Here is a 25,368-nt window from a genome sequence, read left to right as displayed (position 1 = left end):
GGTCACGGTAGCCAGACCTCGGCGGAGGTCAGAGCAGGCTGGCCACCAGCAGCGGCGCCAGGAGGCTGGTGGCGAGGGCGGTCAGGCCCATCGAGAGGCCGGCGAACGCACCTTCGGTGGGGTCCTCGACCAGGGCCCGGGAGGTGCCGATGCCGTGCGACACCGCCCCCAGCGCGAGGCCGCGCGCCCTCCGGTCGCTCACCCGCAGCAGGGTCAGCGCCGCCGGGCCGGCCACCGCGCCCAGGATGCCCGCGAGGATCGTCACCACCGCGGCCAGCGGCGGCAGCCCGTCGAGAGTCTCGGTCAGCGCGATCGAGACCGGCGTGGTGGTCGCCTTCGACGCCATGGTGCGGGCGAGCAGCTCGTCACCGCCCAGGGCCCGCACCAGCAGCACGACCGTCGTCACGGAGACCACCGCACCGACGGTGACCGCGACCAGCATCGGCACGACGAACCCGCGCAGCCGCTCGGCCTGCCGGTGCAGCGGCACCGCGAGCGCCACGGTTGCCGGCCCGAGCCAGAACGCGATCAGCTCGGTGCCGGCGCGGTAGTCGTCGTAGTCGACGTCGAGCAGGGAGATCGCCGCGCCGACCACCACGATCGCCACCAGAACCGGCTGGGCCAGGGCGTGTCCGCCGGTGCGCTCGTTCAGCTCGCGACCCAGCCGGTAGCCGGCCAGGGTCAGCAGCACGAAGAACAGCGGCGAGTGGGTGAGCCAGGTCCAGGTCTCGCTCCAGGCCTCGGTCACCGGCCACGCCCCACGAGTCGCTCGAGCGCCACGGTGACCCCGGCGACGGCGGCCAGGCCGACCAGCCACGACAGCAGCAGCGCCACCGCGATCGGCAGTGCCTGGTCGCGCAGCGTCCCGAGGTAGACCACGACCCCCACCCCGGCGGGCACGAACAGCAGCTGCAGGTGGCGCAGCAGTCCGTCGGCGGCGCGCACCACGGTGGCGTCGTCGCCCGAGCGGCGTACCTGCAGGAGGACGAAGAGGAGCACCATGCCGACCACCGGGCCCGGGACGGGGGCGTCGGTGAGCCTGACCAGCACCTCGCCGACCAGCTGGCAGGCCAGCAGCCAGGTCAGCCCGGAGATCACGGCGCGGCCGCGGCGCCACGCCGGTGGCAGCCGACCAGGTGGGGGTCGAAGACGCCCACCGCCTCCATCAGGGCGAACATCGTGGTGGGTCCGACGAAGGCGAAGCCGTGCCGCTTCAGCTCCTTCGACAGCGCCACCGACTCGGGAGAGGTGGTGCCGAGCTCCTCGGTGGTCGCCGGCGCCGGAGCCGTCGCCGGCCGGTGCGCCAGCACCAGGGCCTCGAGGCCGCCGTGGTCGCGGAGACCGATGGCGGCGCGGGCGTTGGTGATCGCGGCCTCGACCTTGCGCCGGTTGCGCACGATGCGGGCGTCGGCCATCACCCGGGCGACGTCGGCGTCGCCGAAGCCGGCGATCGCCTCGGCGTCGAAGCCGGCGAAGACCTCCCGGAACGCCTCCCGCTTGTGCAGGATCGTCGACCAGGACAGCCCGGACTGGAACGCCTCGAGCGTCAGCCGTTCCAGGTAGGCGGCCTCGCCCGAGACGCGGTTGCCCCACTCGGAGTCGTGGTAGTCGCGCATCGTGCCGGGGCCCCCCGCCCAAGGGCAGCGGGCCACGCCGTCCTCGCCGGTCACCGGTCCCATGCCCGGCATCCTGTCAGGACGCCCCGGCGACACCCGCGCACCGGGGCCGGACGGGCCTCGGTCGTGGAATTTTCTCCTGGGCCGGACCAGCGGGGAAATGCTGTCCAGACATCCTTCGGCGGCGCTACGTTGCCGAGAGGGCCATGGCTCCCTGGGGTCGTGTCCTGCCCGTCTGACACCCTCACGAAGGCAACTGACATGTCGACGAACGAACCGCCTGTCGGGCCCTCCGCGGACCAACCGCAGGGCACCACTCCTCCCCCTCCACCCCCTGGCGGGTACGCCGCGCCGCCGCCGCCCGGTGGGTACGCCGCGCCGCCGCCCGGTGGGTACGCCGCGCCGCCGCCGCCCGGCGGGTACGCCGCGCCGCCGCCGCCCGGCGGGTACGGCGCACCGCCGCAGCCCGGACAGCAGTTCACGCCCCCGCCCACTCCCGGCACGCCGCGGCCCGGCGAGCTGATCGACCGGTTCGTCGCGCGCCTGATCGACGGGGTGATCCTCGGCGTCGTCTTCGGCATCCTCTACGCCGTGTTCGGTGCGATGTTCCTGCGCGGCTACTACCACTCCACCGGTGAGCTGTTCCTGTTCTGGCTGTTCACCGCCGTGATCTCCAGCGCGGTCTACGTCGGCTACTTCGCCTACCTGGAGTCCTCGCGCGGCGCCACCATCGGCAAGCAGGTGCTCAAGCTCAAGGTGGTCGGACCGGACGGGGTCAGCAACCCGACCATGGAGCAGGCGGTGCGCCGCAACATCTGGCTGGCGACCAACCTGCTCAACATCATCCCGATCTTCGGCTCGTTCCTCAGCGGCGTGGCGAGCCTCGTCGCGGTGATCATGATCGCGGTCGGCATCAACGGTGACCCGGTCAACCGGCAGGCCTGGCACGACCGCTTCGCCGGCGGCACCCGGGTGCTGAAGATCGGTTGACCCGCCCCCACCGCTGATCGGCCGTCGTCGATCAGTCGAGAGCGCGCAGCCGCAGCCGCGCCGGGTCTCCGATCTCGAGGGACTCGGCGCGGCGCACTGCCCGCTTCATCGGCAGCAGGTAGCCGCGCCGCTTGTCGGGGAACACCGACGTGCGCCAGGTGGTGGCGCCACAGCTGACCTCGACCCGGATCGACCCGAAGCCGCGCGGGGGTCCGGCGAGCAGCCGGAGGTCGTCGCCGACCTCGCCGGGCAGCGTCACGAACGCCCAGCTGCCCTGCTCGACCTCCCAGATCTCGGCCTCGAACTCGAAGGCCTCGCCTTCGGCGTGCTCGTCCATGGCCGCATCGTGCCGGACGGCGCCGACATCGCGGCCTCGTCCCTCGGTCACCCACCACCCGGTCTCGACACGCGGCCACGCCCTCGCCCGCTCGGGCGTGCGCTCGCTCGACCTTCGCCGCCGACGCCGTGACCTCGTCCCTCGGTCACGGCTGGCGGCTCCAGCTCCACGCGTAGGCCGGGTCCTCACAGGCGAGCGCGCCCTCGCCCAGCTCGAGCGGGGCGAAGGTGTCGACCATGACCGCGGTCTCGTCGAAGGCCTCCGCCCCCAGCGAGGCCTCGATCGCGGACGGCTGGGGGCCGTGCGCGTAGCCGCCCGGGTGCAGCGAGATCGATCCGACGCCGATGCCGGAGCCCTTGCGGGCCTCGTAGTCGCCGGCGACGTAGAACATCACCTCGTCGCTGTCGACGTTGGAGTGGTAGTAGGGAACCGGCACCGACAGCGGGTGGTAGTCGACCTTGCGGGGCAGGAAGTTGCAGATCACGAACCGCTGCCCCTCGAAGACCTGGTGCACCGGCGGCGGCTGGTGCACCTTGCCGGTGATCGGCATGAAGTCCTCGACGTTGAGCGTGTAGGGGTAGAGGCAGCCGTCCCAGCCGACCACGTCGAAAGGATGGGTGGCGTGCACCATCCGGGTGCCGACGATGCCGGCCGAGGTGCGGTGCCGCACCAGGACCGTGACGTCGTCGCCTTCGTGGAGCAGCGGCTCGGTCGGCCCGTGCAGGTCGCGTTCGCAGTACGGCGCGTGCTCGAGCAGCTGCCCGTAGCGGGAGAGGTAGCGCCGCGGCGGGGCGATGTGGCCGCTGGCCTCCACGGCGTACAGCCGGCTCGGTTCGGCCGGCACCCACCGGTGGGTGGTCGCCCGCGGGACGACGACGTAGTCGCCCGTGCGGTAGGGCAGCACCCCGAAGACGGTCTCGACGACGCCGGAGCCGGACTCGACGAAGACGCACTCGTCGCCGACGGCGTCGCGGAACAGCGGTGAGGGCTCGGTGCCGGTGGCGACGTAGGAGATGCGCACGTCGGTGTTGGCCAGCAGCAGGCGCCGGCCGGTGACCGGGTCGCCGCCGGTCTCGAGCTGCGGCAGCCGCAGGTGGCGGGGCTTGAGTGGGTGATTGGGCGTGGTGCGCTGGTCGGGCACCTCCCAGGGCTCGGCCGCGACGATCGCCGATGGCACGCCCCGGTGGTATAGCAGCGAGGAGTCGGAGGAGAACCCCTCCTCGCCCATCAGTTCCTCGTGGTGGAGCCGGCCCGCGTCGTCACGGAACTGGGTGTGCCTGGTGCGTGGCACCTCGCCGACCCGGCGGTAGTACATCGTGGCTCCGTCCGCTCACCGATCACGTGCGTCCGCTATCCGGTTGACTACAGTAGCCGCGTGGCAGCCTCGACGGAACCGACCCCGCCCGCCTGGACCGCACTGATCGACGACGCGGCGACCTTCCCGCCCGGCGACGCCGAGCTGCTGACGGCCGCCGCGGCGTACGCCGATCGCAGCGGCACCCCGGACGCCCCGCTGGTCCGCTCGTTCGTCGTGCGCGACACCGACCTCCCCCGGTTCGCGGTCGCCGAGGGCGTGGCGATGCCGCTCTCGGTCGTGGTCACCGGCGGCGCCGGCCAGCTGGCCGGACCGACCGCCCACTGTGCTCGCCACGGTCGCGAGCTGGCCGGGCTCGAGATCGCCCTGCGCGACCTCGACGACCTGCCCGGCAACGCGCGCCGGGTGGTGGCCGCGGTCGACGCCGCCCGGGCCGACGGGTCGCTCGCCGACGACGTGCCGGTCTTCGTCGAGCTTCCGCAGCAGGAACCCTCGGCGGGCTGGCTGGCCGCCGCCGACGAGGTCGCCGCCGCCGAGCTGCGGCTCAAACTGCGCACCGGCGGCGTCGAGCCGCAGCAGGCACCGGCCGCTGCGACCCTGGCCGCGTGGGTCGACGCGGCACTGGACCGCGAGACGCCGTTCAAGTGCACCGCTGGCCTGCACCGCGCGGTGCGGCACACCGCCGCCGACGGCGCCGAGCAGCACGGCTTCCTCAACCTGCTGGTCGCGACGAGGCTCGCCTTCGACGGCGCCGGGGGTGACGAGGTCCTCGCCACCCTCGAGCAGCGCGACGCCGAGGCGCTGCTCGCCGCGGCCGCGGCGGCCGACCTGGCCGGCGCGCGCCGCTGGTTCACCTCGTTCGGGTCCTGCTCGGTCGACGAGCCGCTGGCCGACCTGCGTGCGCTGGGGCTGCTGCGAGTGAACGGAGCAGCCCTGTGAGCGCGGGCGGAGCCGGCGGCTTCGGCCTGGACCACCTGCCGTACGGCGTGTTCTCGGTCGCCGGCGGCGAGCGGCGGATCGGCGTCCGGTTCGGCGACGGTTCCGGTGACTGGGTGGTCGACCTGCACGCGGCGACCGGCCGTCCGGAGTTCGCCGAGCCGTCGCTGAACGCGTTCCTGGCCCTCGGCCCGGAGGTGTGGCGGCAGACGCGCGAGCAGGCGGGCGAGCTCGCGGCGTCGGGTGAGCACGCGGTGCCGCTGGACGAGGCGACCCTGCATCGGCCATTCGAGGTCGCTGACTACGTCGACTTCTACGCCTCGCTCGACCACGCCACCAACGTCGGCCGGATCCTGCGGCCCGACAGCGAGCCCCTGCTGCCGAACTGGCGGCACCTGCCGGTGGGCTACCACGGGCGGGCCGGCACGGTGGTGCCGTCGGGCACCCCGATCACCCGCCCGAGCGGCCAGCGCCGCGGGCCGGGCGAGGTGGCCCCCACCTTCGGCCCGAGCCGCCGGCTCGACATCGAGGCCGAGCTGGGCTTCGTGGTGGGAGTGCCCTCCCCGATAGGCACGCCGGTGCCGTTCTCGGGGTTCGGCGACCACGTGTTCGGGGTGGTCGGCCTCAACGACTGGTCCGCGCGCGACATCCAGGCCTGGGAGTACCAGCCGCTGGGCCCGTTCCTCGGCAAGTCGTTCGCGACCTCGGTCTCTCACTGGGTGACGCCGATGGCCGCGTTGGAGGCGGCGTGGTGCGACCTGCCGGCGCAGGAGCCCGAGCCGCTGCCCTACTTGGGGCCCGGTGCGGTGCGCGGGCTCGACATCGACGTCGAGGTGCTGCTCGACGGCGAGGTGGTGAGCCGGCCGCCGTTCCGCACGATGTACTGGTCGCCCGCGCAGTTGCTCGCCCACCTCACCGTCAACGGCGCCTCGCTGCGCACCGGCGACCTGTTCGCCTCCGGCACCATCTCCGGGCCCGAGCGCGACCAGCGCGGCTCGCTGCTCGAGCTCAGCTGGGGTGGCCGCGAGCCGTTCGTCGCCGGCGGCCGCGAGCGCACCTTCCTCGAGGACGGCGACGAGGTGGTGCTGCGCTACTCCGCTCTCGGCACCGGAGGTGGGCGGATCACGCTGGGCGAGGTGGCCGGACGGATCGTGCCTGCAGGCTGAGGCTTCCGCGCCGACCCGTCACGCGTTCCCCGACACGCCGCGAAACGGCGGGAATCAGTGACGGGTCGGCGAAAGACGGGGGCGCGGGCTACGGTCACGGCCATGGGACTGCTCACCCCGCTCGCCGTGCGGATCGGCGCGATCGGCTGGATGCCCAAGCTGCTACCGCAGGTGGTGGCGCTCGACAAGGCCCTGCACCGGGTGTCCGGCGGCCGGGTCACCGTGCTCGACGTCGCCGGCCTGCCCAACCTGACGCTGACCGTCGTGGGCCGCAAGAGCGGGCTGCCGCGCAGCACCCCGCTGCTGTGCGTGCCCGACGGCGACGCCTGGCTGATCGCCGGCTCCTACTTCGGCGACGCCCGGACCCCGCTGTGGGTGCACAACCTGAGGGCGGCCGGCGAGGCCGAGGTCGACACCCGGGGCCGCCGGACGCGGGTCACCGCGCGCGAGCTCGAGGGCGCCGACCGAGCGGCGGCGTGGGCGCTGATGCTGCGCACCTGGCCCAACTACGCCAAATACGAGGAGCGCACCGACCGGCTGATCCCGGTGTTCCGGCTGGAGCCCCGGCCATGACCGACCCGCGCCCCACCCTGGTGCAGCTGGGCCAGCACGCCGCCCCCACCCACACCGTGGCCCACCTCAGCGACCCGCACCTGCTCGCGGCCGGTGCCCGGCAGTACGACGTCGTCGACCCCGACGCCGGGCTGCTCCTCGCGCTGGCCCGGCTGCGTCGGCTCGACCCCGCCCCACAGGCGCTGGTGTTCACCGGCGATCTCGCCGACCGGGCCGAGCCGGAGGCCTACCGCCGGCTGCGCGAGCTCGTCGAGCCGGTCGCGACGGAGCTCGGGGCCGGGGTCGTGTGGACGATGGGCAACCACGACGAGCGGTCGGCGTACTCCCGCGAGCTGTTCGGGGCGGCCTCGGAAGCACCGCAGGACCGCGTGCACGAGGTGGCCGGGCTGCGGATCGTCGCGCTCGACACCAGCGTCCCGGGCTACCACCACGGTGACCTGACCGACGACCAGCTCTCTTGGCTGTCCGACGTGCTGGCCACTCCGGCGCCGGCCGGCACCCTGCTGGCCCTGCACCACCCGCCGATCCCGGTGCCGATGCTGCGCGCCGCGGAGGTGATCGAGCTGGCCGATCAGCACAAGCTGGCCGAGGTGGTGCGCGGCACCGACGTGCGCGGCGTCCTCGGCGGGCACTTCCACTTCACCTCGTGGGCCACGTTCGCGGGCGTGCCGGTCTCGGTCGCCGCGGCCAGCTGCTACACCACCGATCCGGCGCCGCTGGACCGGCTGGTCTCCGGCGTCGACGGGCACCAGGCGATCACGATGCTGCACCTCTACGACGACCCGCGCACGGTCGTGCACACGGTCGTACCGCTGCCCGAGGCTCCCGAGGTCACGGCGGTGCCGTCCACGGTCGTGGCCCAGCTGGAGGCGCTCTCCGCCGAGGAGCGCCGTGACCTGCTCTCCCGCAAGGACTCCCCGTTCAACACCGGCGAGATGGGCGCCCTGTGGTGACGGGTCAGATCCAGCCCATCCGCCGGGCGGTGGACACCGCCTCGTGCCGGTTCGCCGCTCCGAGCTTCGCCGTCGCGCTCGAGAGGTAGTTGCGCACGGTGCCGGGCGAGAGGTGCACCCGGGCGGCGATCTCGCCGACCGGCGCCCCGCTGCCGGCCGCCTCGAGGACGTCGGCCTCGCGCGGCGTCAGCGGCGAGTCACCGGCGGCGATGGCCTCGGCCGCGAGCTCGGGGTCGACGTGCCGGCCACCGGTGTGCACGGTGCGCACCACCTGGGCCAGCGTGGACGCCGTGGTGGTCTTGGGCAGGAACCCGCGGACGCCGCTCTCCAGGGCCCGCTTGAGGTAGCCCGGGCGCCCGTGGCTGGTGACGATCATGCAGGCGCAGCCGGGCAGCTCGCGGCCGAGCCGCTCGGCGACCTCGATGCCGTCGAGGTCGGGCATCTGCAGGTCGAGCACCGCCACGTCGGGCCGGTGCGCCCGGGCGGCCGCCAGCGCCGCGGCGCCGGTGGCGGCCTGCGCCACCACCTCGAGGTCGTCCTCGAGGTCGAGCATCTGGGCGAGCGCGCCGCGGATCAGGTTCTCGTCGTCGGCGAGCAGCACCCGGATCATCGCCGGCTCCCGACGAGGGCGGAGGCGGGCGTCGGCGGGGTGGCGGGGTCCAGGCGCAGCCGCAGCACGAACTCCCCGCTCGCCGCGGCGCGCTCGAGCGAGGCCCCCCTCGCGGCCAGGTCGGCGGCCAGGGTGGCCAAGCCGGTGCCGGTGCCGCCGTCGTCCTCGTGGCCGGCGGGCGCGGCCACACCGTCGTTGCGGATCTCGACGAGGCCGTCGGCGTAGCAGATCTCGACCCGGGTGGCGCTGGAGTGCCGCAGCACGTTGGTGACTGCCTCTCGTACGACGCGGGCGACCGCCTCGTGCCAGCCCTCCGGCAGCCCGTCGAGCGAGGCCGTGGCGTCGATGCCGGCCGACCTCAGCAGGGCGACCGCGCCGTCCAGCTCCTGGCTCAGGTCGAGCGGGCGGTAGCCGCGGGCCAGCTCGCGTGCCTCGCGCAGCGCCTCGTGCGCGGTGGTCCGCAGCTCGCGCACCAGCTCGGGGGCCCGGGCGTCGTGGCGCTCGGCCAGGGTGGCGGCGAGCTCGGCCCGCACGGCGATCGTGGCCAGGTGCCTCCCGAGCACGTCGTGCACGTCGCGGGAGAACCGCAGCCGTTCCTCGGCGACGGCGAGCGCCGCCTGGCTGCGGCGGGCCTGGTCGAGCTCGGTGACCACCCCGAGCAGCCACAGCGAACTCTGCACGGTGAAGACGAAGAACGCCGCCACCGCCGCGCCGTAGACGGCCATGCCCGGGTGCTGGGTCGACAGCAGCGCCACCGCCCCTCCGAGCAGCACCACCACGCTCTGGATCACCGAGTCGCGCAGCCCACCGCACGCCCAGGCCAGCACCCCCACGAGCACCAGCGTGGCCGGGAACCGCTCGTCGGCCGGCAGCGTGAGGATCCAGCCCTGCACCGCCAGCGCCACCACGGCGAGGACGAGCAGCGGGCGCACCGGGATCGGGCGGTGCTCCGGGTAGAGCGCGGCGGCGGCGCGCAGCACCGTCGCGCCGGTCCAGCCGAGGGCGGCCGAGGCGACCACCATGAGCAGGATGGCCGAGCGGGTGGTCAGCACCGCGACCCCGTTGAGCACCCCGACCGCCAGCAGGAACCAGAACATCACGTGGAGGGTGCCGAGGGTGTAGAGCTCGACCCGTTGGACGTCGGTGCGCCCCCGCCAGCCCAGGGGCAGTGCGAAGCGGACGCGGCGGTGACTCACGGGCCCGATCCTCTCAGGCCCGAGGTTCCCAGCGCAGGGACCGCCCAGCCAGCCAGGCGGCGAGCAGCAGCCAGCCGGCCAGGACGCCCAGGGCCGGAGCGGCAGCGACCCATGCTTCGAGGAACGACAGCCCGCCGACCGCCGCGCCGCTCTCGGACTGGCCGAACCACCCGGTTCGCACCAGGTCCCCCACGGCCGCGCCGGGGAGCAGGTCGAACCACGACTGCCACCGGTCGGGCAGTGCGGGGGCGACGAAGCCGGCGATCGCGATCACCATGACCGGGGCGCTGGTCAGCTGGGCGGCCTCCGCGGTGCGGGTCCAGGCCGCCGTCCAGACCGCGAGCGCGGCGAAGGCGGCGACCCCCAGCAGGATCCCCGTCGCGAGCAGCAGCGGGTTGCCCGGCAGGGGGAATCCGGCGACGCCCGCCACCGGGATCGTGGCGACCGCGACGGCCAGCGTGATCGCGGCCCCGGGCAGCGCCATCGAGACGATCAGCTCGGCGTCGCGGATCTCGCCGGTACGCAGCCGCTTGAGCACCAGCTCGTCACGACGGGTCACGAACATCGACAGCAGGTTGTAGTAGCCGGGGAAGAGCAGCGCGGTGACCAGCGCGGCGCCCACGACCGCGACGCCGGCGTCTCCGACCGCGCCCGGATCCGCGCCCGACGCGTCGGCGGTGAAGAGGAGGGCCAGCGGCAGCAGCGGCACCGCGAAGGCGTAGAGCATCGTGGTGCGGTTGCGCACCATCAGCGTCCAGTTGAAGCGGGCCAGCGCGAGCGCGCGGGGTGCGGTCCGGGGCCGGGTTCCGGTGGCGGTCATCGGGTAGCTCCCAGGTCGTCGTGGGCGGGTTCATCGCGGGCGGGGTCGTCGGCGCGGTCGTCGTGGGCCAGGTCGAGGAAGACCGACTCGAGGCTGGCCGACCGGGCGGTGAGCTGTTCGAGCCGGACGCCGTGCTCCCGGGCCCGCACGAGCAGGTCGGTCAGCGCCCCCTGCAGGTCGCGGACGCGGAGCACCGTGGTCGCGCCGTCGCGGGCCACCTCGACCGCTTCCCCCGCCAGGCCGAGACCGTCGCCGAGCTCGTGGTCGGGTGTGCGGAAGGAGATCTGCGCCGGATGGTCGGCGACGATCTGCGTCACCGTGCCCGCGCGGACGATCTCTCCGGCCCGCATGATCGAGACCTGGTCGGCCAGCGCCTCGGCCTCGTCGAGATAGTGGGTGGTGAGCAGCACGGTCGCGCCGCGGTCGCGCAGGTCACGGATCAGGCTCCAGACGGCCCGGCGACTCTCCGGGTCCAGCCCGGTGGTCGGCTCGTCGAGCAGCAACACCTCGGGGTCACCGGCCAGCGTGCAGGCCAGGTCGACCCGCCGGTGCTCACCCCCGGAGAGCGCACGCATCCTGGTGTCGGCCCGCGCGGTGAGGTCGAGCCGCGCGAGCGACTCCTCGACGGGGCGGGCCCCGGTGACGGTGGCCGACCACATCCGCAACGTCTCGCGCACGGTGAGGTCGCCGACGAAGCCGGTGCGCTGGAGCAGCACTCCCGTGCGGCGACGCACCTGCTGGCGGTCGGCGATCGGGTCGAGGCCGAGCACCCGCACGGACCCGGCGGTGGGGGCGGCGAGGCCCTCGATGACCTCGAGCACCGACGTCTTGCCGGCCCCGTTGACGCCGAGCAGGGCGTGCACGGTGCCGCGGCGGACGGCGAGGTCGATGCCGCGGACCGCCTCGAACGCGTCGTCTCCGCTGCCGTAGGTGCGGCGCAGCCCGTGCACCTCGACGGCGACGGAAGGCCGGTTCGACTCGTTCGTCTCGTCCAGGCGCTGGTCGGAGGGCCCCGGGCTCCGGGTCGCGGTGTCAGTCATGCCTCCACCCTCCACCCGCCTCGGTGGCCCGGGTAGTGCGCCCGTTCACGACGTCAGGTGCCGCTGTCACAGGACACCCATGACATCTGTCATGGATGCCTCGCCCCCGGCCGTCCTATGTCCGTGCGGTGAGCTCCCGCACCAGGGTGTCGGCGTCGTACGGTCCGACGTGGCGGCGCCCGTTGACGAAGAAGGTGGGCGTGCCGCGTGCGCCGCTGGCCTCGGCGCTGACCACGTCGGCGCGCACCCGGCGGTCCAGCTCGGGGTCGTCGAGGGTGCGCACGAACCGCTCCACGTCGAGGCCGAGGTCGCCGGCGTAGCCGACCAGGTCCTCGAGCTGCAGCTCGTCCTGGTGGTCGAAGAGCAGGTCGTGCATCTCCCAGAACCGTCCTTGCGCATCGGCAGCGAGCGCGGCGCGGGCGGCCAGCTCGGCGTGGGGGTGCACGTCGGGGAGCGGCAGGTGCCGGAAGACGTAGCGGACCTGGTCGCCCAGCCGCTCGCGGATCTCGTGGCCGAGCCCGGTGGCTCGCGCGCAGAACGGGCACTCGAAGTCGGCGTACTCGATCAGGGTGAGCGGCGCGTCGCGCGGTCCGAGCACGTGGTCGATCGCGGGGTCGACGTCGCGGTCGAGCGTCCGCGGCAGGTCGGCGTCGCCCTCGCCCCGACGCGCGGCCACGGCGAAGGCGACCCAGCCGGCGCCGGTGGCGAGCACGGCCGCGACCAGCACCCCCACCCGGGCCTGGTCCTGCATCGCGGCGTCGTCGAAGGCGAGCCCGGCGATGAGCAGCGAGACCGTGAAGCCGATGCCCGACAGCGCGGCGCCGCCGGTGAGGTGGCCGATGCCGACGCCGCTCGGCAGCCGGCCCAGGCCCAGGCGCCTGCCCAGCAGCACGCTGGCCACGATGCCGACCGGCTTGCCGAGCACCAGGCCGAGCACGACCCCCCAGGTGATCGGCGAGACGGCGGCGTCGCCGAGCAGCCCCCCGCCGAGCGGGACGCCGGCGTTGGCGAGCGCGAAGACCGGGACCACCAGGAAGCTCGACCACGGGTGCAGCACCGCCTGGAGCCGCTCGTTGACCGACACCGCACGGGCCAGCCCCTCGCGAGCCGAGCGCCCCAGGTCGACCATCGGCGACTGGCGGAAGGCCCGGAACCGGCCGGCGGCCCCTTCGACCAGCTCGCGGGACGGGTCGCGTGCGGCGATCATCAGCCCGCCCAGCATCCCGGCGATGGAGCCGTGCACGCCGGCCTGCACCAACGAGAGCCACAGGCCGACGATCGCCGCGACGTAGGGCGCCGCCCGCCACACCTGGGCCCGGTCGAGCAGACCGAGGGCGACGAGGCTGGCCACAGCCGCGCCCAGCCACGCCGGTTCGAGGTGGTCGGAGTAGACCAGGCCGATCACGCTGACCGCGACCACGTCGTCGATCACCGTCAGCGTCAGCAGGAAGATGCGCAGCTGCGTGGTGAACCGGGGCCCGACGACGGCGAGCGCACCGAGCATGAAGGCGGTGTCGGTGCCGATCACCAGTCCCCAGCCACGGCTGGCCTCGCCGGTCGGGTTGAGCGCCAGGTAGACCAGCGCCGGCACCAGCATGCCGGCGAGCCCGGCCACCAGCGGCAGCCGGACCCGCCGCCGGTCGGTGAGCTCGCCGACCGAGAGCTCGCGGCGCACCTCGAGCCCGATCACCAGGAAGAAGACCGCCATCAGCCCGTCGTTGACCCAGTGCTCGAGGTCCATCGCGAGCACGGCACCGCCGACCCGCACCACGGCCTCGGTCGCCCACAGGTCGTGGTAGCCGTCCGACCAGGGCGAGTTCGCCCACGCCAGGGCCAACAGCGCCGCAGCTAGCAGCGCTCCGGCGCCCGCCGACTCGGTGGCGAGGTAGCCGCGCAGCGGCGCGGAGAGCTGGGCGGCCAGCGAGGTACGCCGGGACCGGGGCGCGCTCTGCTCGTCCGAGGGCGCCCCGCAGGTCGGCGCCTCGGGGTCGGAGGTCACTGCTGCTGCCACCAGGGGGCCGCGGTGGGGATCCGCGGCAGGACGGAGCGGACCCGGCCGAACCGCTCCCCGTCGTCGGCCGCCCAGGACCGGTACGCCGCGTCGACCTCCTCGCGGGTGCGCGCCACGAAGTTCCACCACATGACGATCGGCTCCGGGAACGGCTCGCCACCGAGCAGCATCACCCGGGTGGGCTCCCGCACCTCGAGATGCAGCTCGTCGCGGTCCTCGCCGAGGTAGCCGAGCCGGCCGGGTGCCAGCGGCTGGCCGCCCACCGCGACCGCGCCCTCGAGGACGACCAGTGCATGCTCCCAATCGGGCCGCAGCGGCACCGTCGCGCCCGCGTGCAGGTCGAGCTCGACGCCGACCAGTGGGGTGTCGTGCCGGGCCGGGCTGCGCAGGTCGCGGTGCAGACCGGTGAGGTCGCCCATCAGCACGGTCGCCACGCCGCCGTCGACGTCGGCGCGCGGCAGCTCCGCGTGGTGCTCGAAGCCGCCACCGCCGTGTCGGGTCTCCTCCGGCAGCGCCACCCACAGCTGGATGCCCTCGAGCGTGCCGCGGTAGTGGCCGGTGGCCTCCTCGGCGTGGGTGATCCCCTCGCCGGAGGTCATCAGGTTCAGCTGGCCGGGTGCGATCACCTGCTCCGAGCCCAGGCTGTCGCGGTGCAGCACCTCGCCGTCGGTCAGCCAGGTCACGGTCTGCAGCCCGATGTGCGGGTGCGGCCCGACGTCGAGCCCGCTGTTCTCGGTGACGTCGGCGGGGCCCATGTGGTCGGCGAAGCACCAGGCGCCCACCGTGCGCCGGCCGCGGCGCGGGAGCGCTCGTCGTACGGTGATGTTGCCGACGCTGCTCTCGTGGGACTCGCTGATCTCCATGCACGCGTGCTCGGGGTGGCTGGCCTGTGCCACGTCGGAGCGTGCGTCGGCCTCGGTCACCGGACCACTCATCGCGCCACCTCCTTGTCGGCACTGAACGGCGCCGGACAGCTCAGCATTCCCGCGTCCGGCGGCCGGCGCCAGGGCCGGGCGCGATGCCGACAGCCACCTCGCCCCTGGACCGGTCCCGTCCGGCGCTCCTACGATCGGGTCCGCAGCGCCGATGCCCACACCCTCGGGGGAGAGTTCATGCGACCTGTCACCACCATCGCGGTCGCCGCCGCGCTCACCGTGGCCCTCACGTCGGCGCCCGCCCCCGCCGCTTCGCCGATCCCGCACGCCCCGGACGAGCTCGGGGCACAGGGGGGCCGGTCGGTCACGCTCGAGGCGCCGCGCCTGATGATCCTGCGCCCGTCCTGCCGGGAGGACTACCGCGCCACCGCGGTCTTCGACGCGGTCGAGGGCGAGGAGGTCTTCGCCATCATCAACGGCACGGACGGCAACGGGCGCAGCATCGAGGGCGGCACGTTCGAGGGGACCGTCGGCGAGACCGGCGAGGTGCGGCTCGACACGCCGCTGACGCTGTGCGGCTCCCTCGCCTACGCCGGCACGGGCCGGATCGCGCTCTCCCTCAGCATCGACGACGACCCGGCCGTCGAGCTGCACAAGCGGGTCTCGATCAAGTACGACGACACGGTGTCGTTGCGGCGCGCCAGCCGCGCGGGCGGCCGCACCTCCCTCCGCGGCAGCTGGAGCCGCGGCAAGGGGTTCGAGCGCGGCCTGACGACGTATGTCCAGGAGTCGGTCACCGTGCAGTTGTGGTTCCGACCCAACGGTGCCAAATGGAGCCGGGTCGCCCGCACGGGCATCGACTCCCAGGGCCGTTGGAACGCGCGGGTGCCGGTGTCGAGGGCGGGGTCCTGGCAGGCGCGGATCGCCGGCTCGAAGCGACTGCTGCCCGCGCGCTCGGCGGTCCGCAACCTTCGCTGAAGACCCGCCACCTGCTGCCTCGACCAAGCGAGGTGGCCGTCGAGTAGGAGCACCCGAGATGGCGAGCCGGCCGGACGACGACCTGTGGGCTCTGGCGCATGCCGAGCGGGCGTCCCTCGCAGCGGACCTGGCGACGCTGGACGACGATCAGTGGCGGCACTCCACCCTGTGCGGGGAGTGGACGGTCGAAGAGGTCGTGGCCCACCTGACCGCCGCGGCCAGCCTGAACCAGTGGCAGTGGCTGCGCAGCATCGTCGGCGCCCGGTTCCGCCCCGACGTGCACAACCAGCGCCGGATGGCCGAGCATCGCGGCACCACGCCCGCGGAGACGCTCGAGCGGTTCCGCAGGGTCGTCGACAACACCACGGCACCCTCGGGGCACACTCCCGCCTACCTCGGCGAGGTCGTCGTGCACGCCCAGGACGTCCGCCGGCCGCTCGGACTGTCCGGCACGCCCAGCGTCGAGGCCCTGACCCCCGTGGCCGACTTCTACGCCCGGCGCGACTTCGCCGTCGCGAGCCGCACGAACGCGGCCGGCCTGCGGCTGCGTGCGGACGACGGCCCGTTCACGGCGGGCGAGGGGCCGCTGGTGAGCGGGTCGACGCTCGCCCTCGTGATGAGCCTGGCCGGCCGCGCGGAGTACCTCGACGAGCTCGAGGGGCCGGGCGTCTCGACGCTCCGGGATCGGCTCAGCCCAGCCTCGCCCTGACCCCCCAGGCCCCGCGGGCGCCACGTCGGGCAAACCTCCATTCACGTCAGCGTAGGAGTCACCAACCTCCGAGTCCGACACTGTGGGCCGGGGGACACCCGTGGGCGTTACCCTCGGACGCACGAACGGCCGGAGTCAGGGAGCCATGAACAGCCAGCACATGCAGATCGGCGAGGTGGCCAACCGCACGGGCCTGAGCCTGCGCACCATCCGCTACTACGAGGAGATGGAGCTGGTCACCCCGTCGGCGCGCAGCGCCGGCGGCTTCCGCCTCTACACCGAGGACGACCTGGCCCGCCTCTCCCTGATCAAGCGGATGAAGCCGCTCGACTTCAGCCTGGAGGAGATGCGCGACCTGTTGTCCGTGGTCGACGGGTTGGAGATCGCCCGCGGCAAGAAGCGAGAGGCACTGGTGGACCGGCTGCGCATGTATCGCGAGGCGGCCGGCGCCCGGGTCGAGGCCATCCGCACCCAGCTCACCACCGCCGAGGAGTTCGCCCTCGAGCTCGAGGCCGAGGTGCACAAGCACCAGGCCCCCCGCGTCTAGGCCGTCGACGAAGTTGCCACTCTGCCCTCACGTGAGGGTAGGGTGGAGCCCGGCCCGGCCCGGCCGCGTCACGCACGCGCCGGGCCGCATGTTGCCCAGCAACGCCCCCTTCTTCTCCCTCCGCCGAGGTGTCCTCGCCCTCGCCGCGGGTCGCTGCCGAACCTCGATGGAGACCACCCGTGCCCACTGCTGCCCCCGTCGCGGTCGCCGCACCCACCGACGACACCGTCATCGCCGCCCTGCGCTCCCCCCGCATCCTGCGGCGAGAGGTCATGGCGGGCCTCGTCGTCGCGCTCGCCCTGATCCCCGAGGCGATCTCCTTCTCGATCCTGGCCGGCGTCGACCCCCGCCTCGGCCTCTTCGCCTCGTTCACGATGGCCGTCTCGATCGCGTTCCTCGGCGGCCGCCCGGCGATGATCAGCGCCGCGACCGGAGCGGTCGCCCTGGTCATCGCCCCGGTCGCCAAGAACTACGGCCTGGACTACTTCATCGCCACCGTGATCCTGGCGGGCGTCTTCCAGGTGCTGCTCGGCCTCGCCGGCGCGGCCAAGATGATGCGCTTCATCCCCCGCTCGGTGATGGTGGGCTTCGTCAACGCGCTCGCGATCTTGATCTTCACCGCGCAGGTGCCGCACCTGATCGACGTACCGTTCCTGGTCTATCCGATGGTCGCGGCCGGCATTGTGATCATGGTCCTGCTGCCCAGGCTGACCACCGTGGTCCCCGCCCCGTTGGTCGCCATCGTGCTGATCACCGCGGCGGCCCTGGCCGCGGGGTGGTCGCTGCCCGACGTCAGCGACGAGGGCGACCTGCCCACCAGTCTCCCGTCGCTGTTCGTCCCCGACGTCCCGTTCACCCTGGAGACGCTCGAGATCATCGCGCCCTACGCGCTCGCGATGGCGCTGGTCGGCCTGCTCGAGTCGCTGCTGACCGCCAAGCTGGTCGACGACGTCGCCGACACGCACTCCGACAAGACCCGCGAGTCGTGGGGCCAGGGCGCGGCCAACATCATCACCGGTTCACCGGGGGCATGGGTGGCTGCGCCATGATCGGGCAGACGATGATCAACGTGAAGGTCTCCGGGGCGCGCACCCGGGTCTCCACCTTCCTCGCCGGCGTCTTCCTGCTCATCCTGGTCGTCGGGTTCGGCGACACCGTCGGTCGCATCCCGATGGCGGCGCTGGTCGCGGTGATGATCATGGTGGCGGTCGGCACGTTCGACTGGCACAGCGTCCATCCCCGCACGCTCGTGCGGATGCCCAAGAGCGAGACCACGGTCATGGCGTCGACGGTCGTGGTGGTCGTCGCCACCCACAACCTGGCCATCGGTGTGGCCGTCGGGGTGCTCGTCGCGATGACCCTGTTCGCCCGGCGCGTCGCCCACCTGGCGACCACCGAGCGCGAGCTGCTCGAGGACGAGAGCGGGCAGACCTACGCCCTCTACACCGTCAGCGGCGAGCTGTTCTTCGCCTCGAGCAACGACCTCTACACCCAGTTCGAGTACGCCGAGGACCCGCGCCGGGTCGTCATCGATCTGTCCGGCTCCCACGTCTGGGACGCCTCGACGGTGGCCGCCCTCGACGCGATCGCCAACAAGTACGCCCACAAGGGGAAGAGCGTGGAGATCCATGGCCTGAACGACGCCAGCGCGGCCATGCACGGGCGACTCACCGGGCAGCTCCCCTCCCACTGACGTCAGCGGTGGAGGAGTCGGGACGAGCCTGGCCCTCAGCCGCCGCTGGCCGGGAGTCGCTCCAGGACGAGGTCGGGGTGCATGCGCTCGACCGCCTCCGCCTTCCACCGATCGGAGAACAGCGCCAACGGCGTGCCGTCGGAGCGGGTGAGGACCTCCACGTCGCGTAGCGCGGCGACCCGGGCGGCCTGGTCGGGGCGGACCTGCCGCGCCACCGAGTAGCCGAGCGTCTCGAGCCGCACCGGGGCGCGGTACTCGGCGTCCATCCGGGCGGCCAGCACCTCGAACTGCATGGGCCCGACGGCGGCGAGCACGGGCGCGTGCTCCCCACGGAGCTCCGACCTGAGCACCTGGACGACACCCTCCTCGTCGAGCTGCTCGATGCCCTTGCGGAACTGCTTCCAGCGGCCGGCGTCGGTGACGGTCGCCGTGGCGAAGTGCTCGGGGGCGAAGCTGGGGATCGCGGGGAAGGCGACCGGCGGGCCGGCGTAGATGGTGTCGCCGACCCGCAGGGCTCCGGCGTTGACCAGGCCGATGATGTCGCCGGGGTAGCCCTCCTCGACCGAGGTGCGCTCGCGGCCGAAGACGACCTGGGCGTACTTGGTCGAGAACGCCCTGCCGGTCGCCGCGTGGGTGACCGACATGCCGCGGTGGAAGACGCCCGAGCAGATCCGGGCGTAGGCGAGCCGGTCGCGGTGAGCGGTGTCCATGCCGGACTGCACCTTGAACACGAACGCGCTGAACTCGTCGTCGATGGCTCGCAGGGAGCCGTCCGCGGCGCGGGTCGCGCCGGGGGCGGGGGCGAGCTCGACCACGAGGTCGAGCAGCTGGCCGACCCCGAAGTTCAGCAGTGCCGAGGCGAAGATCACCGGCGTGGTGCGGCCCGCGAGGAAGCCGTCCTGGTCGTGGTCGGCGCCGTCGGCGGTGAGCAGCTCGTGCCCCTCCAGCGCCTCGTCCCACGGCGCTCCCACCGCCTCGCCCGCCCGGTCTGCCGGAATGTGCTCCTCGGGGGCCCGGGTGGCCCCGCCGGCGGTGCGCGTGTAGCGCACGAACTCGCCGGCACGTCGGTCGAGGACGCCGTGGAAGTCGCCGGCGATGCCGACCGGCCAGGTCAGGGGGGTGGGGCGGAGCTTGATCTCCCGCTCGATGTCGTCGAGCAGCTCGAAGGGGTCGCGTCCGGGGCGGTCCCACTTGTTGATGACGGTGAGCACCGGGATGCCCCGGTGGGCGCAGACCTGGAACAGCTTCAGCGTCTGCGGCTCGAGCCCCTTGGCCGCGTCGACCAGCATCACCGCCGCGTCGACGGCGGCGAGGACGCGGTAGGTGTCCTCGGAGAAGTCGGCGTGACCGGGGGTGTCGACCAGGTTGACGACGTGTCCGGCGTACTCGAACTGCAGCGCGGCCGAGGTGATGGAGATGCCGCGAGCCTTCTCCATCTCCATCCAGTCAGAGACGGTGGCCTTGCGGTTGCCCTTGCTGTGCACGGCACCGGCCTCGGTGATCACCTGCGCGTGCAGGGCCAGCGCCTCGGTCAGCGTCGACTTTCCGGCGTCGGGGTGGCTGATCACCGCGATCGTGCGGCGCGGTCGGGGGTCGGTCGGTCCCATCACCACCGAACCCTACCGTTACGTGAAAGTGCGGGGACCGCCGACCGTCTCGCCGCGACCTCTGTTCTCAGCTTGCGACCACCGAGGGCGGCAGGGCCAGGTCGGGCACCAGCTCGCCGAGCAGCGCACGGACCCGGTCGTCGAGGTCGGCGACGATGCCGCGCACGGTCTGCTCGTCCTGGCCGCGAGGGTCGGCGACCGGCCAGTCGACGTACTTCACCCCGGGCACGTAGGGGCACTCCTCGCCACAACCCAGGGTGATCGCAAGATCGCTGGCGGCCACGGTGTCGCGGGTGAGCAGGGTGGGCGTCTCGCGGGACGTGTCGAGGCCGAGCTTCTCGAGCACGTCGGCGACCTCGGGGTGGATGTGCTCGCCGGGCTGGGTGCCGGCCGACAGCGCCCGGACCCGACCCTGGGCGTAGTGCTCGGTGAGCACCCGGCTGATCACGGAGCGGCCGCCGTTGCGGACGCAGGCGAAGACGACCTGCGGGACCCGGTCGGTCGTTGTCTGGCTCGGACGTTCACTCATGCGGGGTCTCCTGACGTGGGTGCGGGGGTGCGTGCGGCGGGGGTGGTGCGGTCGCGGAAGAAGCGGCGCGCCCAGAGGCTGACGTAGACCAGGCCGACCAGGGCCGGGACCTCGATCAGCGGGCCGACGACGCCGGCCAGGGCCTGGCCCGAGGCGACGCCGAAGACCCCGATCGCGACCGCGATGGCGAGCTCGAAGTTGTTGCCGGCCGCGGTGAACGAGACCGCGGTGGCGCGCTGGTAGTCGAAGCCCATCGCCCAGGTGAGCAGCATCGAGCCACCCCACATGAGCGCGAAGTAGGCCAGCAGCGGCAGCGCGATGCGGGCCACGTCGAACGGCTCGTTGGTGATCGTGTCGCCCTGCAGCGCGAACAGGATCACGATCGTGAACAGCAGGCCGTAGAGCGCGGCCGGGCCGATCTTGGGCAGCAGCTGCGCCTCGTACCACTCCCGGCCCTTGGCCCGCTCGCCGAGCGTGCGGGTCAGGAAGCCGGCCAGCAGCGGGATGCCGAGGAAGATCAGCACCGACTTGGCGATCTCCCAGGTGGAGACCTCGAGCGCGGACTGCTCCAGGCCGAGCCAGCCGGGCAGGATCTCGAGGTAGAAGTAGCCGAGGAACGCGAACGCCAGGATCTGGAAGACCGCGTTGAGCGCGACCAGGATCGCGGCCGCCTCGCGATCGCCACAGGCGAGGTCGTTCCAGATCAGCACCATCGCGATGCACCTGGCCAGGCCGACGATGATCAGGCCGGTGCGGTACTCCGGCAGGTCGGGCAGCATCAGCCAGGCCAGTGTGAACATCAGGGCCGGCCCGAGCACCCAGTTGAGCACGACCGAGGCCACCAGCAGTCGGCGGTCGCCGGTGACGTGGCCGAGCTCGTCGTAGCGCACCTTGGCCAAGACCGGATACATCATCACCAGCAGGCCGACCGCGATCGGCAGCGAGACCGACCCGATCTCGACCCGGGCCAACGCGTCGTCGAGACCGGGGACCAGGCGGCCGAGCAGCAGCCCGGCCACCATGGCCACCCCGATCCACACCGGCAGGAACCTGTCGAGGGTCGAGAGCCGCTGGAGGACCGGGTCGTCGGGGCCGGCGCTGGGCTGCTCGTGCACGGTGTCACTCATGCGCGCACCTCCGCGGCGGCCGGGGCGACCGCGGCGAACAGGCCGGCCAGCGCGTCCAGGGCCTCGGGCCGGGCCCGGTAGAACACCCAGGTGCCGCGCTTCTCCCGGGCCAGCAGCCCGGAGTCGTGGAGGACCTTCAGGTGGTGGCTGATGGTGGGTTGGGAGAGGTCGAAGTGCGGCGTCAGGTCGCACACACAGGCCTCGCCGCCCGCCGATGAGAGCACGATCGAGAGCAGCCGCAGCCGGACCGGATCGGCGATCGCCTTCAGCAGTGGCGCCACTCCCGCCGCCTGGTCGGCGGTCAGTGGTTGCCGGGCCAGCGGCACGCAGGAGGCCAGCGGATCGTCGGCCAGCGGCAGCTCACGCAGGGAGGACTTCGACATGCGTCTATGTTGACAGACGTCGATATTGTCCGCCAGTCGGGTCAGGCGCGCGCCTCCAGCAGCTGCCGGATCTCGGCCGCCGACGGCACCCGTCCGGCCACCAGCACCGCGTCGTCGACGACCAGCCCGGGGGTGGACATGACTCCGTAGCCGGCGATGGCCGCGTAGTCGGTGACCTTCTCGACGGTCGCGTCGAGGTCGAGGTCGGCCAACGCCTGGCGGGCCGCCTTCTCGAGGTTCTGGCAGTTGCGGCAGCCGGGGCCGAGGATCTTGACGATCATCGCGTCTCCTTCGTGGGGTGGATAGGCCTCGCGGTCAGGCGAGGAGCAGGTTGAACAGGTAGCCGACGGCGACGATCGCGGCGCCGACCACGGCCAGGTAGATGCCGATCAGCTGTGGCCGCAGCACGCGGCGCAGCAAAATCATCTCGGGCACCGACAGCGCGACGACGGCCATCATGAAGGCCAGCAGCGTGCCCATCGGCAGCCCCTTGTCGTGCAGCGCACCGACCAGGGGCAGGATGCCGGCGATGTTGGAGTAGAGCGGGATGCCGATGAGGACCGCGACCAGGACTCCGAAGGTGGCCCCGGCGCCGGCGTACTCGGTGAAGAAGTCCTCGGGCACCCACCCGTGGATGGCCGCGCCGACGCCGATCCCGACGAGCAGGTAGGGCCAGATCTTGCGCAGGACGGTCCCGACCTCCTCGGCGCCCAGCTGGATCCGCTGGTCGAAGGTGAGACCGGCCGTGGAGTCGATGACCTGGCCGCCGAGCCGGGTCTCGAACACGAACGGCTCGACCCACCGCTCAGCGCCGAGGCGGCCCAGGCTCCAGCCGGCGACGATCGCCACCGCGACACCCGCGGCGATGTAGACGATCGTGACCTTCAGCCCGAACAGGGTGAGCAGCAGCCCGATCGCGACCACGTCGACCAGCGGGCTGGCGATCAGGAAGCTCAACGTGACCCCGATCGGCACCCCGGCCGCGACGAACCCGATGAACGCCGGCACCGCACTGCACGAACAGAAGGGGGTGACCACTCCGAGCCCGGCCGCCGCCACGTTGCCGACGCCTTCGCGCTTGCCGCCGAGCAGGGCGCGGGTGCGCTCGACGCTCATGAACGAGCGGAGCACGGTGACCACGAAGATGATGCCGGTGAGCAGGAGCGCGATCTTGGCGGTGTCGTAGAAGAAGAAGTGCAGGCCCTCGGTGAGCCGTGCGTCGGGGTCCATCGCGAGCAGGTCGTGGAAGACCAGGTCCCAGAGTTGCTCGTTCACCCAGTACGCCGCGGCCCAGGCCACGGCGGCGGCGCCCAGCGCCAGCCCGCGGCCGGACCTGGTCGTGGGCAGGTGAGCGGTCAGGGCGCTCACGACCGATCACCCACCTCCCACGCGCCGGCCCGGATGGGGAGCGCCGCGGCGAGCCGGGTGCCGGCGTCCTCGGCGAGCGCGTAGTCGATCCACCGGCCGCGCCTGCTGGCGGTGACCAGGTCGGCCTCACGTAGCACCCGCAGGTGGTAGCTGAGCAGGTTCGCCGGCACGTCACAGGCCCGCTGCAGCTCGCACACGCAGGTGGGGCCGGCCTCCAGCAGGCGCAGCAGGCGCCAGCGCAGCGGGTCGGCGGCGACGGCGAGCAGGGTGGCCGATCGGGCGACTGCCTCCGGGGGTGTCGTCGACACTTCAAGCGGCATTGAAACAGCCACGCTTGAAGCGTCACCGTGCGCGAGCACCGAAGGCCAGAGGCCGACGCCCTGCCCGGCGGTGACCTTCTTCCCATCCTGCACCGAGAGGGCGAGCTGACGCTCAGGCGGCGTTGGGTGGGAAGAACCGGGTGCAGCGGTCGGTGTCGTCGATGGCTGGTGGTGGGGTCCAGACCGGGCGGCGGGTGGTGGGGTCGATGCTCACGGTCCAGGCGGTGTGGTGGGTCAGGGTGTGGTGGGTGCGGCAGAGCAGGACCAGGTTGTCCAGGGAGGTGGGGCCGCCGTCGGCCCAGTGGACGATGTGGTGGGCATCGCAGGCATCGGGCGGTCGGCGACAGCCCGGATGGGCGCAATGTCGGTCGCGGGCAACCAGGGCCCGCCAGATGCCGGGGGTGACCAGCCGGTTGGCCCGGCCGACGTCGAGGACCTCGCTGGCCGACCCCAGGACGACCGGGATCAGCTCGGCATCACAGGCCAGGCGGCGCACCGCGCCGGCCGAGAGCGGCTCCCCACCAGCCAGGTGACCCCCAAGACGCCCACGCAGATCGAGCCGGTCGGTGGGCTGGTTGGTGAGTTGGCCACGGAGGTCTTCGAGGTTCAGGGTGATCAGCAGCCGGGGGCCGGCGCCGTGGCTTTGGGGCAGCACCCGGGCGGTCTGCAACCGTCGGCAGCCCTCGACCAGGGCGTCCCAGAGCCGGACCCCGAACTCGCGTGGGTCACGCCCGTCGTGGGCACAGACCGGGTCCGGACACGGCGTGGCCAGCGACCCGGCCCGGTCGACCTCACGGGGGGCACCGCCACAGGCACCGGGGGTCGTGGTCTGGGGTGCGGAGAGCCCGAACAGGGCGGCCTTGACCAGCTCGACCTCCTCGAGACTGGCATAGCCGCGGATCTTCACCCCGCCGAGCTGGTCGGGAGTGAAGGCCAGGAACCGCGCGTTGTGGGCGGCGCGCTCGCGACGGTCCAAGGAGAGGTCGCGGGCGGTGAGCTCGCCGTCGGGGTCGAGCTCGGCGACCACCGCCGGCCAGGCATGGTCGAGATCGGTGGCGTCCAGCTCGGCGGCGCGGGCCAGCAGCAGCCGCTCGGCCTCGGCGCGGACCTTCTCGTCGCGGGGCAGCTGGGAGACCCGGTTCGCGATCACCCGCGCCTTGGCCACCGACAGCTCCCCGGCCGCCAGCGCCGTCCGGGTCGCCTCCAGGGACCGCAGCCGCCGCTGCAGCCGCAGCATCCCCCCACCGGCGCCCTTGTGACCCCCCGCGACAGCAGTCAAGAAGTCCTTCGCCGAAGCCCACCCGTGCGCCGCGGCCGCATCGGTGGCCTCCACCTCGCCCGCGACCGCCAACCGGACCGCATCCAGCTGAGCGGCCATTCGCTCCAACACCACCGCGACCTTCGGCAGCTCGCCCGCCGGGACCTGCGACCAGTCCACCCCCACCAGCTCGGACACGGCACCAGCCGCGGCATCGAGAGCGGAGGAGTGAGACATGCCAAACACTCTATTCGAACTGGTGTTCGATCACAAGACCCTCTTCAGGCTGCAACAGCCGAGTCTCGGACCTCGCCATTGATCTCCGCCATGCGTGCATGCCTCTGCCGCGTTCTGGTCACTGCGGAAGTGATGTCCTCGCGCGCGTCCACCTCCTCGACCGTCCCCCGCCCG

Annotated in this window: 28 protein-coding genes and 1 pseudogene; 10 read left to right on the top strand and 19 right to left on the bottom strand. The window is 73.0% G+C overall.

Annotated features, from left to right (window positions below; translation table 11 throughout):
• Positions 1 to 28 precede the first annotated feature (28 nt).
• The 3 genes from D6B71_RS06870 to D6B71_RS06860 are packed head-to-tail and all read right to left on the bottom strand — an operon-like array spanning position 29 to position 1,679.
• Positions 29 to 748, bottom strand: coding sequence for an LrgB family protein (locus D6B71_RS06870; protein ID WP_121253369.1), 720 nt, complete (start codon positions 746 to 748; stop codon positions 29 to 31).
• Positions 745 to 1,098 (bottom strand): CidA/LrgA family protein, encoded by a 354-nt coding sequence (locus D6B71_RS06865; RefSeq protein ID WP_121253367.1) that lies wholly within the window; start codon positions 1,096 to 1,098, stop codon positions 745 to 747. The genes D6B71_RS06870 and D6B71_RS06865 overlap by 4 nt, the downstream gene beginning before the upstream one ends.
• Positions 1,095 to 1,679 carry a DNA-3-methyladenine glycosylase I gene (locus D6B71_RS06860; protein WP_121253365.1) on the bottom strand — a complete coding sequence of 195 codons (585 nt, stop codon included), beginning with the start codon at positions 1,677 to 1,679 and terminating at the stop codon, positions 1,095 to 1,097. The genes D6B71_RS06865 and D6B71_RS06860 overlap by 4 nt, the downstream gene beginning before the upstream one ends.
• Positions 1,680 to 1,877: 198 nt before the next feature.
• Between D6B71_RS06860 and D6B71_RS06855 the strand changes: the two genes are divergently transcribed.
• The gene (locus D6B71_RS06855; RefSeq protein ID WP_121253363.1) at positions 1,878 to 2,606 is read left to right on the top strand and encodes an RDD family protein; all 729 of its coding nucleotides are present in this window, start codon (positions 1,878 to 1,880) and stop codon (positions 2,604 to 2,606) included.
• Between the two features lie 31 nt (positions 2,607 to 2,637).
• Here D6B71_RS06855 and D6B71_RS06850 read toward each other — a convergent pair whose 3' ends face one another.
• On the bottom strand, positions 2,638 to 2,943 hold the full coding sequence (locus D6B71_RS06850) for a DUF1905 domain-containing protein (protein WP_121253361.1): 306 nt from the start codon (positions 2,941 to 2,943) through the stop codon (positions 2,638 to 2,640).
• Positions 2,944 to 3,088: 145 nt separating this feature from the next.
• Entirely contained in the window at positions 3,089 to 4,258 is a 1,170-nt protein-coding gene (locus D6B71_RS06845) for a homogentisate 1,2-dioxygenase (RefSeq protein WP_121253359.1), read from the bottom strand.
• Positions 4,259 to 4,318: 60 nt separating this feature from the next.
• Between D6B71_RS06845 and D6B71_RS06840 the strand changes: the two genes are divergently transcribed.
• The 4 genes from D6B71_RS06840 to D6B71_RS06825 all read left to right on the top strand — a co-directional run bounded on the left by D6B71_RS06840 (position 4,319) and on the right by D6B71_RS06825 (position 7,886).
• Positions 4,319 to 5,197 carry a hypothetical protein gene (locus tag D6B71_RS06840; protein ID WP_240641189.1) on the top strand — a complete coding sequence of 293 codons (879 nt, stop codon included), beginning with the start codon at positions 4,319 to 4,321 and terminating at the stop codon, positions 5,195 to 5,197.
• On the top strand, positions 5,194 to 6,360 hold the full coding sequence (fahA, locus tag D6B71_RS06835) for a fumarylacetoacetase (RefSeq protein WP_121253357.1): 1,167 nt from the start codon (positions 5,194 to 5,196) through the stop codon (positions 6,358 to 6,360). The genes D6B71_RS06840 and fahA overlap by 4 nt, the downstream gene beginning before the upstream one ends.
• Before the next feature lie 102 nt (positions 6,361 to 6,462).
• Positions 6,463 to 6,933, top strand: a complete 471-nt coding sequence (locus D6B71_RS06830; RefSeq protein ID WP_121253355.1) for a nitroreductase family deazaflavin-dependent oxidoreductase — start codon at positions 6,463 to 6,465, stop codon at positions 6,931 to 6,933.
• Complete coding sequence (locus D6B71_RS06825) at positions 6,930 to 7,886, top strand: metallophosphoesterase (protein WP_121253353.1); 957 nt, start codon at positions 6,930 to 6,932, stop codon at positions 7,884 to 7,886. Before D6B71_RS06830 ends, D6B71_RS06825 begins: the two co-directional genes overlap by 4 nt.
• 4 nt (positions 7,887 to 7,890) lie before the next feature.
• On the opposite strand, the gene D6B71_RS06820 is transcribed toward D6B71_RS06825, so the two are convergent.
• The 6 genes from D6B71_RS06820 to D6B71_RS06795 all read right to left on the bottom strand — a co-directional run bounded on the left by D6B71_RS06820 (position 7,891) and on the right by D6B71_RS06795 (position 14,498).
• Positions 7,891 to 8,496, bottom strand: a complete 606-nt coding sequence (locus D6B71_RS06820; protein ID WP_121253351.1) for a response regulator transcription factor — start codon at positions 8,494 to 8,496, stop codon at positions 7,891 to 7,893.
• Positions 8,493 to 9,692, bottom strand: coding sequence for a sensor histidine kinase (locus D6B71_RS06815; RefSeq protein WP_121253349.1), 1,200 nt, complete (start codon positions 9,690 to 9,692; stop codon positions 8,493 to 8,495). Before D6B71_RS06815 ends, D6B71_RS06820 begins: the two co-directional genes overlap by 4 nt.
• Positions 9,693 to 9,705: 13 nt before the next feature.
• A complete protein-coding gene (locus tag D6B71_RS06810; RefSeq protein ID WP_121253347.1) occupies positions 9,706 to 10,512 on the bottom strand; it encodes an ABC transporter permease in 807 nt (268 codons plus the stop codon).
• A complete protein-coding gene (locus D6B71_RS06805; protein WP_121253345.1) occupies positions 10,509 to 11,552 on the bottom strand; it encodes an ABC transporter ATP-binding protein in 1,044 nt (347 codons plus the stop codon). The genes D6B71_RS06810 and D6B71_RS06805 overlap by 4 nt, the downstream gene beginning before the upstream one ends.
• A 115-nt stretch (positions 11,553 to 11,667) precedes the next feature.
• Positions 11,668 to 13,551, bottom strand: coding sequence for a Na+/H+ antiporter NhaA (gene nhaA, locus D6B71_RS06800; protein ID WP_206051604.1), 1,884 nt, complete (start codon positions 13,549 to 13,551; stop codon positions 11,668 to 11,670).
• Positions 13,548 to 14,498, bottom strand: a complete 951-nt coding sequence (locus D6B71_RS06795) for a pirin family protein (RefSeq protein WP_121253344.1) — start codon at positions 14,496 to 14,498, stop codon at positions 13,548 to 13,550. The genes nhaA and D6B71_RS06795 overlap by 4 nt, the downstream gene beginning before the upstream one ends.
• Before the next feature lie 177 nt (positions 14,499 to 14,675).
• Between D6B71_RS06795 and D6B71_RS06790 the strand changes: the two genes are divergently transcribed.
• The 5 genes and pseudogenes from D6B71_RS06790 (at position 14,676) to D6B71_RS23980 (ending at position 18,365) form a co-directional block, all read left to right on the top strand.
• Positions 14,676 to 15,416: a hypothetical protein gene (locus D6B71_RS06790; protein WP_121253343.1), complete on the top strand. Its 741-nt coding sequence runs from the start codon at positions 14,676 to 14,678 to the stop codon at positions 15,414 to 15,416.
• Positions 15,417 to 15,474: 58 nt separating this feature from the next.
• Entirely contained in the window at positions 15,475 to 16,125 is a 651-nt protein-coding gene (locus tag D6B71_RS06785) for a maleylpyruvate isomerase family mycothiol-dependent enzyme (RefSeq protein WP_121253342.1), read from the top strand.
• Positions 16,126 to 16,270: 145 nt separating this feature from the next.
• Positions 16,271 to 16,672 (top strand): MerR family transcriptional regulator, encoded by a 402-nt coding sequence (locus tag D6B71_RS06780; RefSeq protein WP_121253341.1) that lies wholly within the window; start codon positions 16,271 to 16,273, stop codon positions 16,670 to 16,672.
• Positions 16,673 to 16,944: 272 nt separating this feature from the next.
• A pseudogene (locus tag D6B71_RS23900) lies at positions 16,945 to 17,900 on the top strand (SulP family inorganic anion transporter); the annotation flags it as partial.
• Between the two features lie 27 nt (positions 17,901 to 17,927).
• Positions 17,928 to 18,365, top strand: a complete 438-nt coding sequence (locus D6B71_RS23980) for an STAS domain-containing protein (RefSeq protein ID WP_476739132.1) — start codon at positions 17,928 to 17,930, stop codon at positions 18,363 to 18,365.
• Between the two features lie 35 nt (positions 18,366 to 18,400).
• Here the strand turns inward: D6B71_RS23980 and D6B71_RS06770 are convergent, their stop codons facing one another.
• The 8 genes from D6B71_RS06770 to D6B71_RS06735 form a co-directional block, all read right to left on the bottom strand.
• Entirely contained in the window at positions 18,401 to 19,972 is a 1,572-nt protein-coding gene (locus tag D6B71_RS06770; protein ID WP_121253340.1) for a peptide chain release factor 3, read from the bottom strand.
• A gap of 67 nt (positions 19,973 to 20,039) precedes the next feature.
• Positions 20,040 to 20,501 (bottom strand): arsenate-mycothiol transferase ArsC, encoded by a 462-nt coding sequence (locus D6B71_RS06765; protein WP_121253339.1) that lies wholly within the window; start codon positions 20,499 to 20,501, stop codon positions 20,040 to 20,042.
• A complete protein-coding gene (gene arsB / locus D6B71_RS06760; protein ID WP_121253338.1) occupies positions 20,498 to 21,628 on the bottom strand; it encodes an ACR3 family arsenite efflux transporter in 1,131 nt (376 codons plus the stop codon). The genes D6B71_RS06765 and arsB overlap by 4 nt, the downstream gene beginning before the upstream one ends.
• Entirely contained in the window at positions 21,625 to 22,011 is a 387-nt protein-coding gene (locus D6B71_RS06755; protein WP_121253337.1) for an ArsR/SmtB family transcription factor, read from the bottom strand. Before D6B71_RS06755 ends, arsB begins: the two co-directional genes overlap by 4 nt.
• A gap of 41 nt (positions 22,012 to 22,052) precedes the next feature.
• Entirely contained in the window at positions 22,053 to 22,292 is a 240-nt protein-coding gene (locus D6B71_RS06750) for a thioredoxin family protein (RefSeq protein WP_121253336.1), read from the bottom strand.
• Between the two features lie 34 nt (positions 22,293 to 22,326).
• A complete protein-coding gene (locus tag D6B71_RS06745) occupies positions 22,327 to 23,379 on the bottom strand; it encodes a permease (protein ID WP_121253335.1) in 1,053 nt (350 codons plus the stop codon).
• Positions 23,376 to 23,699, bottom strand: coding sequence for an ArsR/SmtB family transcription factor (locus tag D6B71_RS06740; RefSeq protein WP_121253334.1), 324 nt, complete (start codon positions 23,697 to 23,699; stop codon positions 23,376 to 23,378). The genes D6B71_RS06745 and D6B71_RS06740 overlap by 4 nt, the downstream gene beginning before the upstream one ends.
• A gap of 112 nt (positions 23,700 to 23,811) precedes the next feature.
• Positions 23,812 to 25,194 (bottom strand): HNH endonuclease signature motif containing protein, encoded by a 1,383-nt coding sequence (locus tag D6B71_RS06735; protein ID WP_121253333.1) that lies wholly within the window; start codon positions 25,192 to 25,194, stop codon positions 23,812 to 23,814.
• Positions 25,195 to 25,368 lie beyond the last annotated feature (174 nt).

This window comes from Nocardioides ferulae (assembly GCF_003660455.1).
GTDB lineage: Bacteria > Actinomycetota > Actinomycetes > Propionibacteriales > Nocardioidaceae > Nocardioides > Nocardioides ferulae.
The sequence above is the reverse complement of the archived record's forward strand: the minus strand, read 5'-3'. Positions and strand labels throughout refer to the sequence as shown.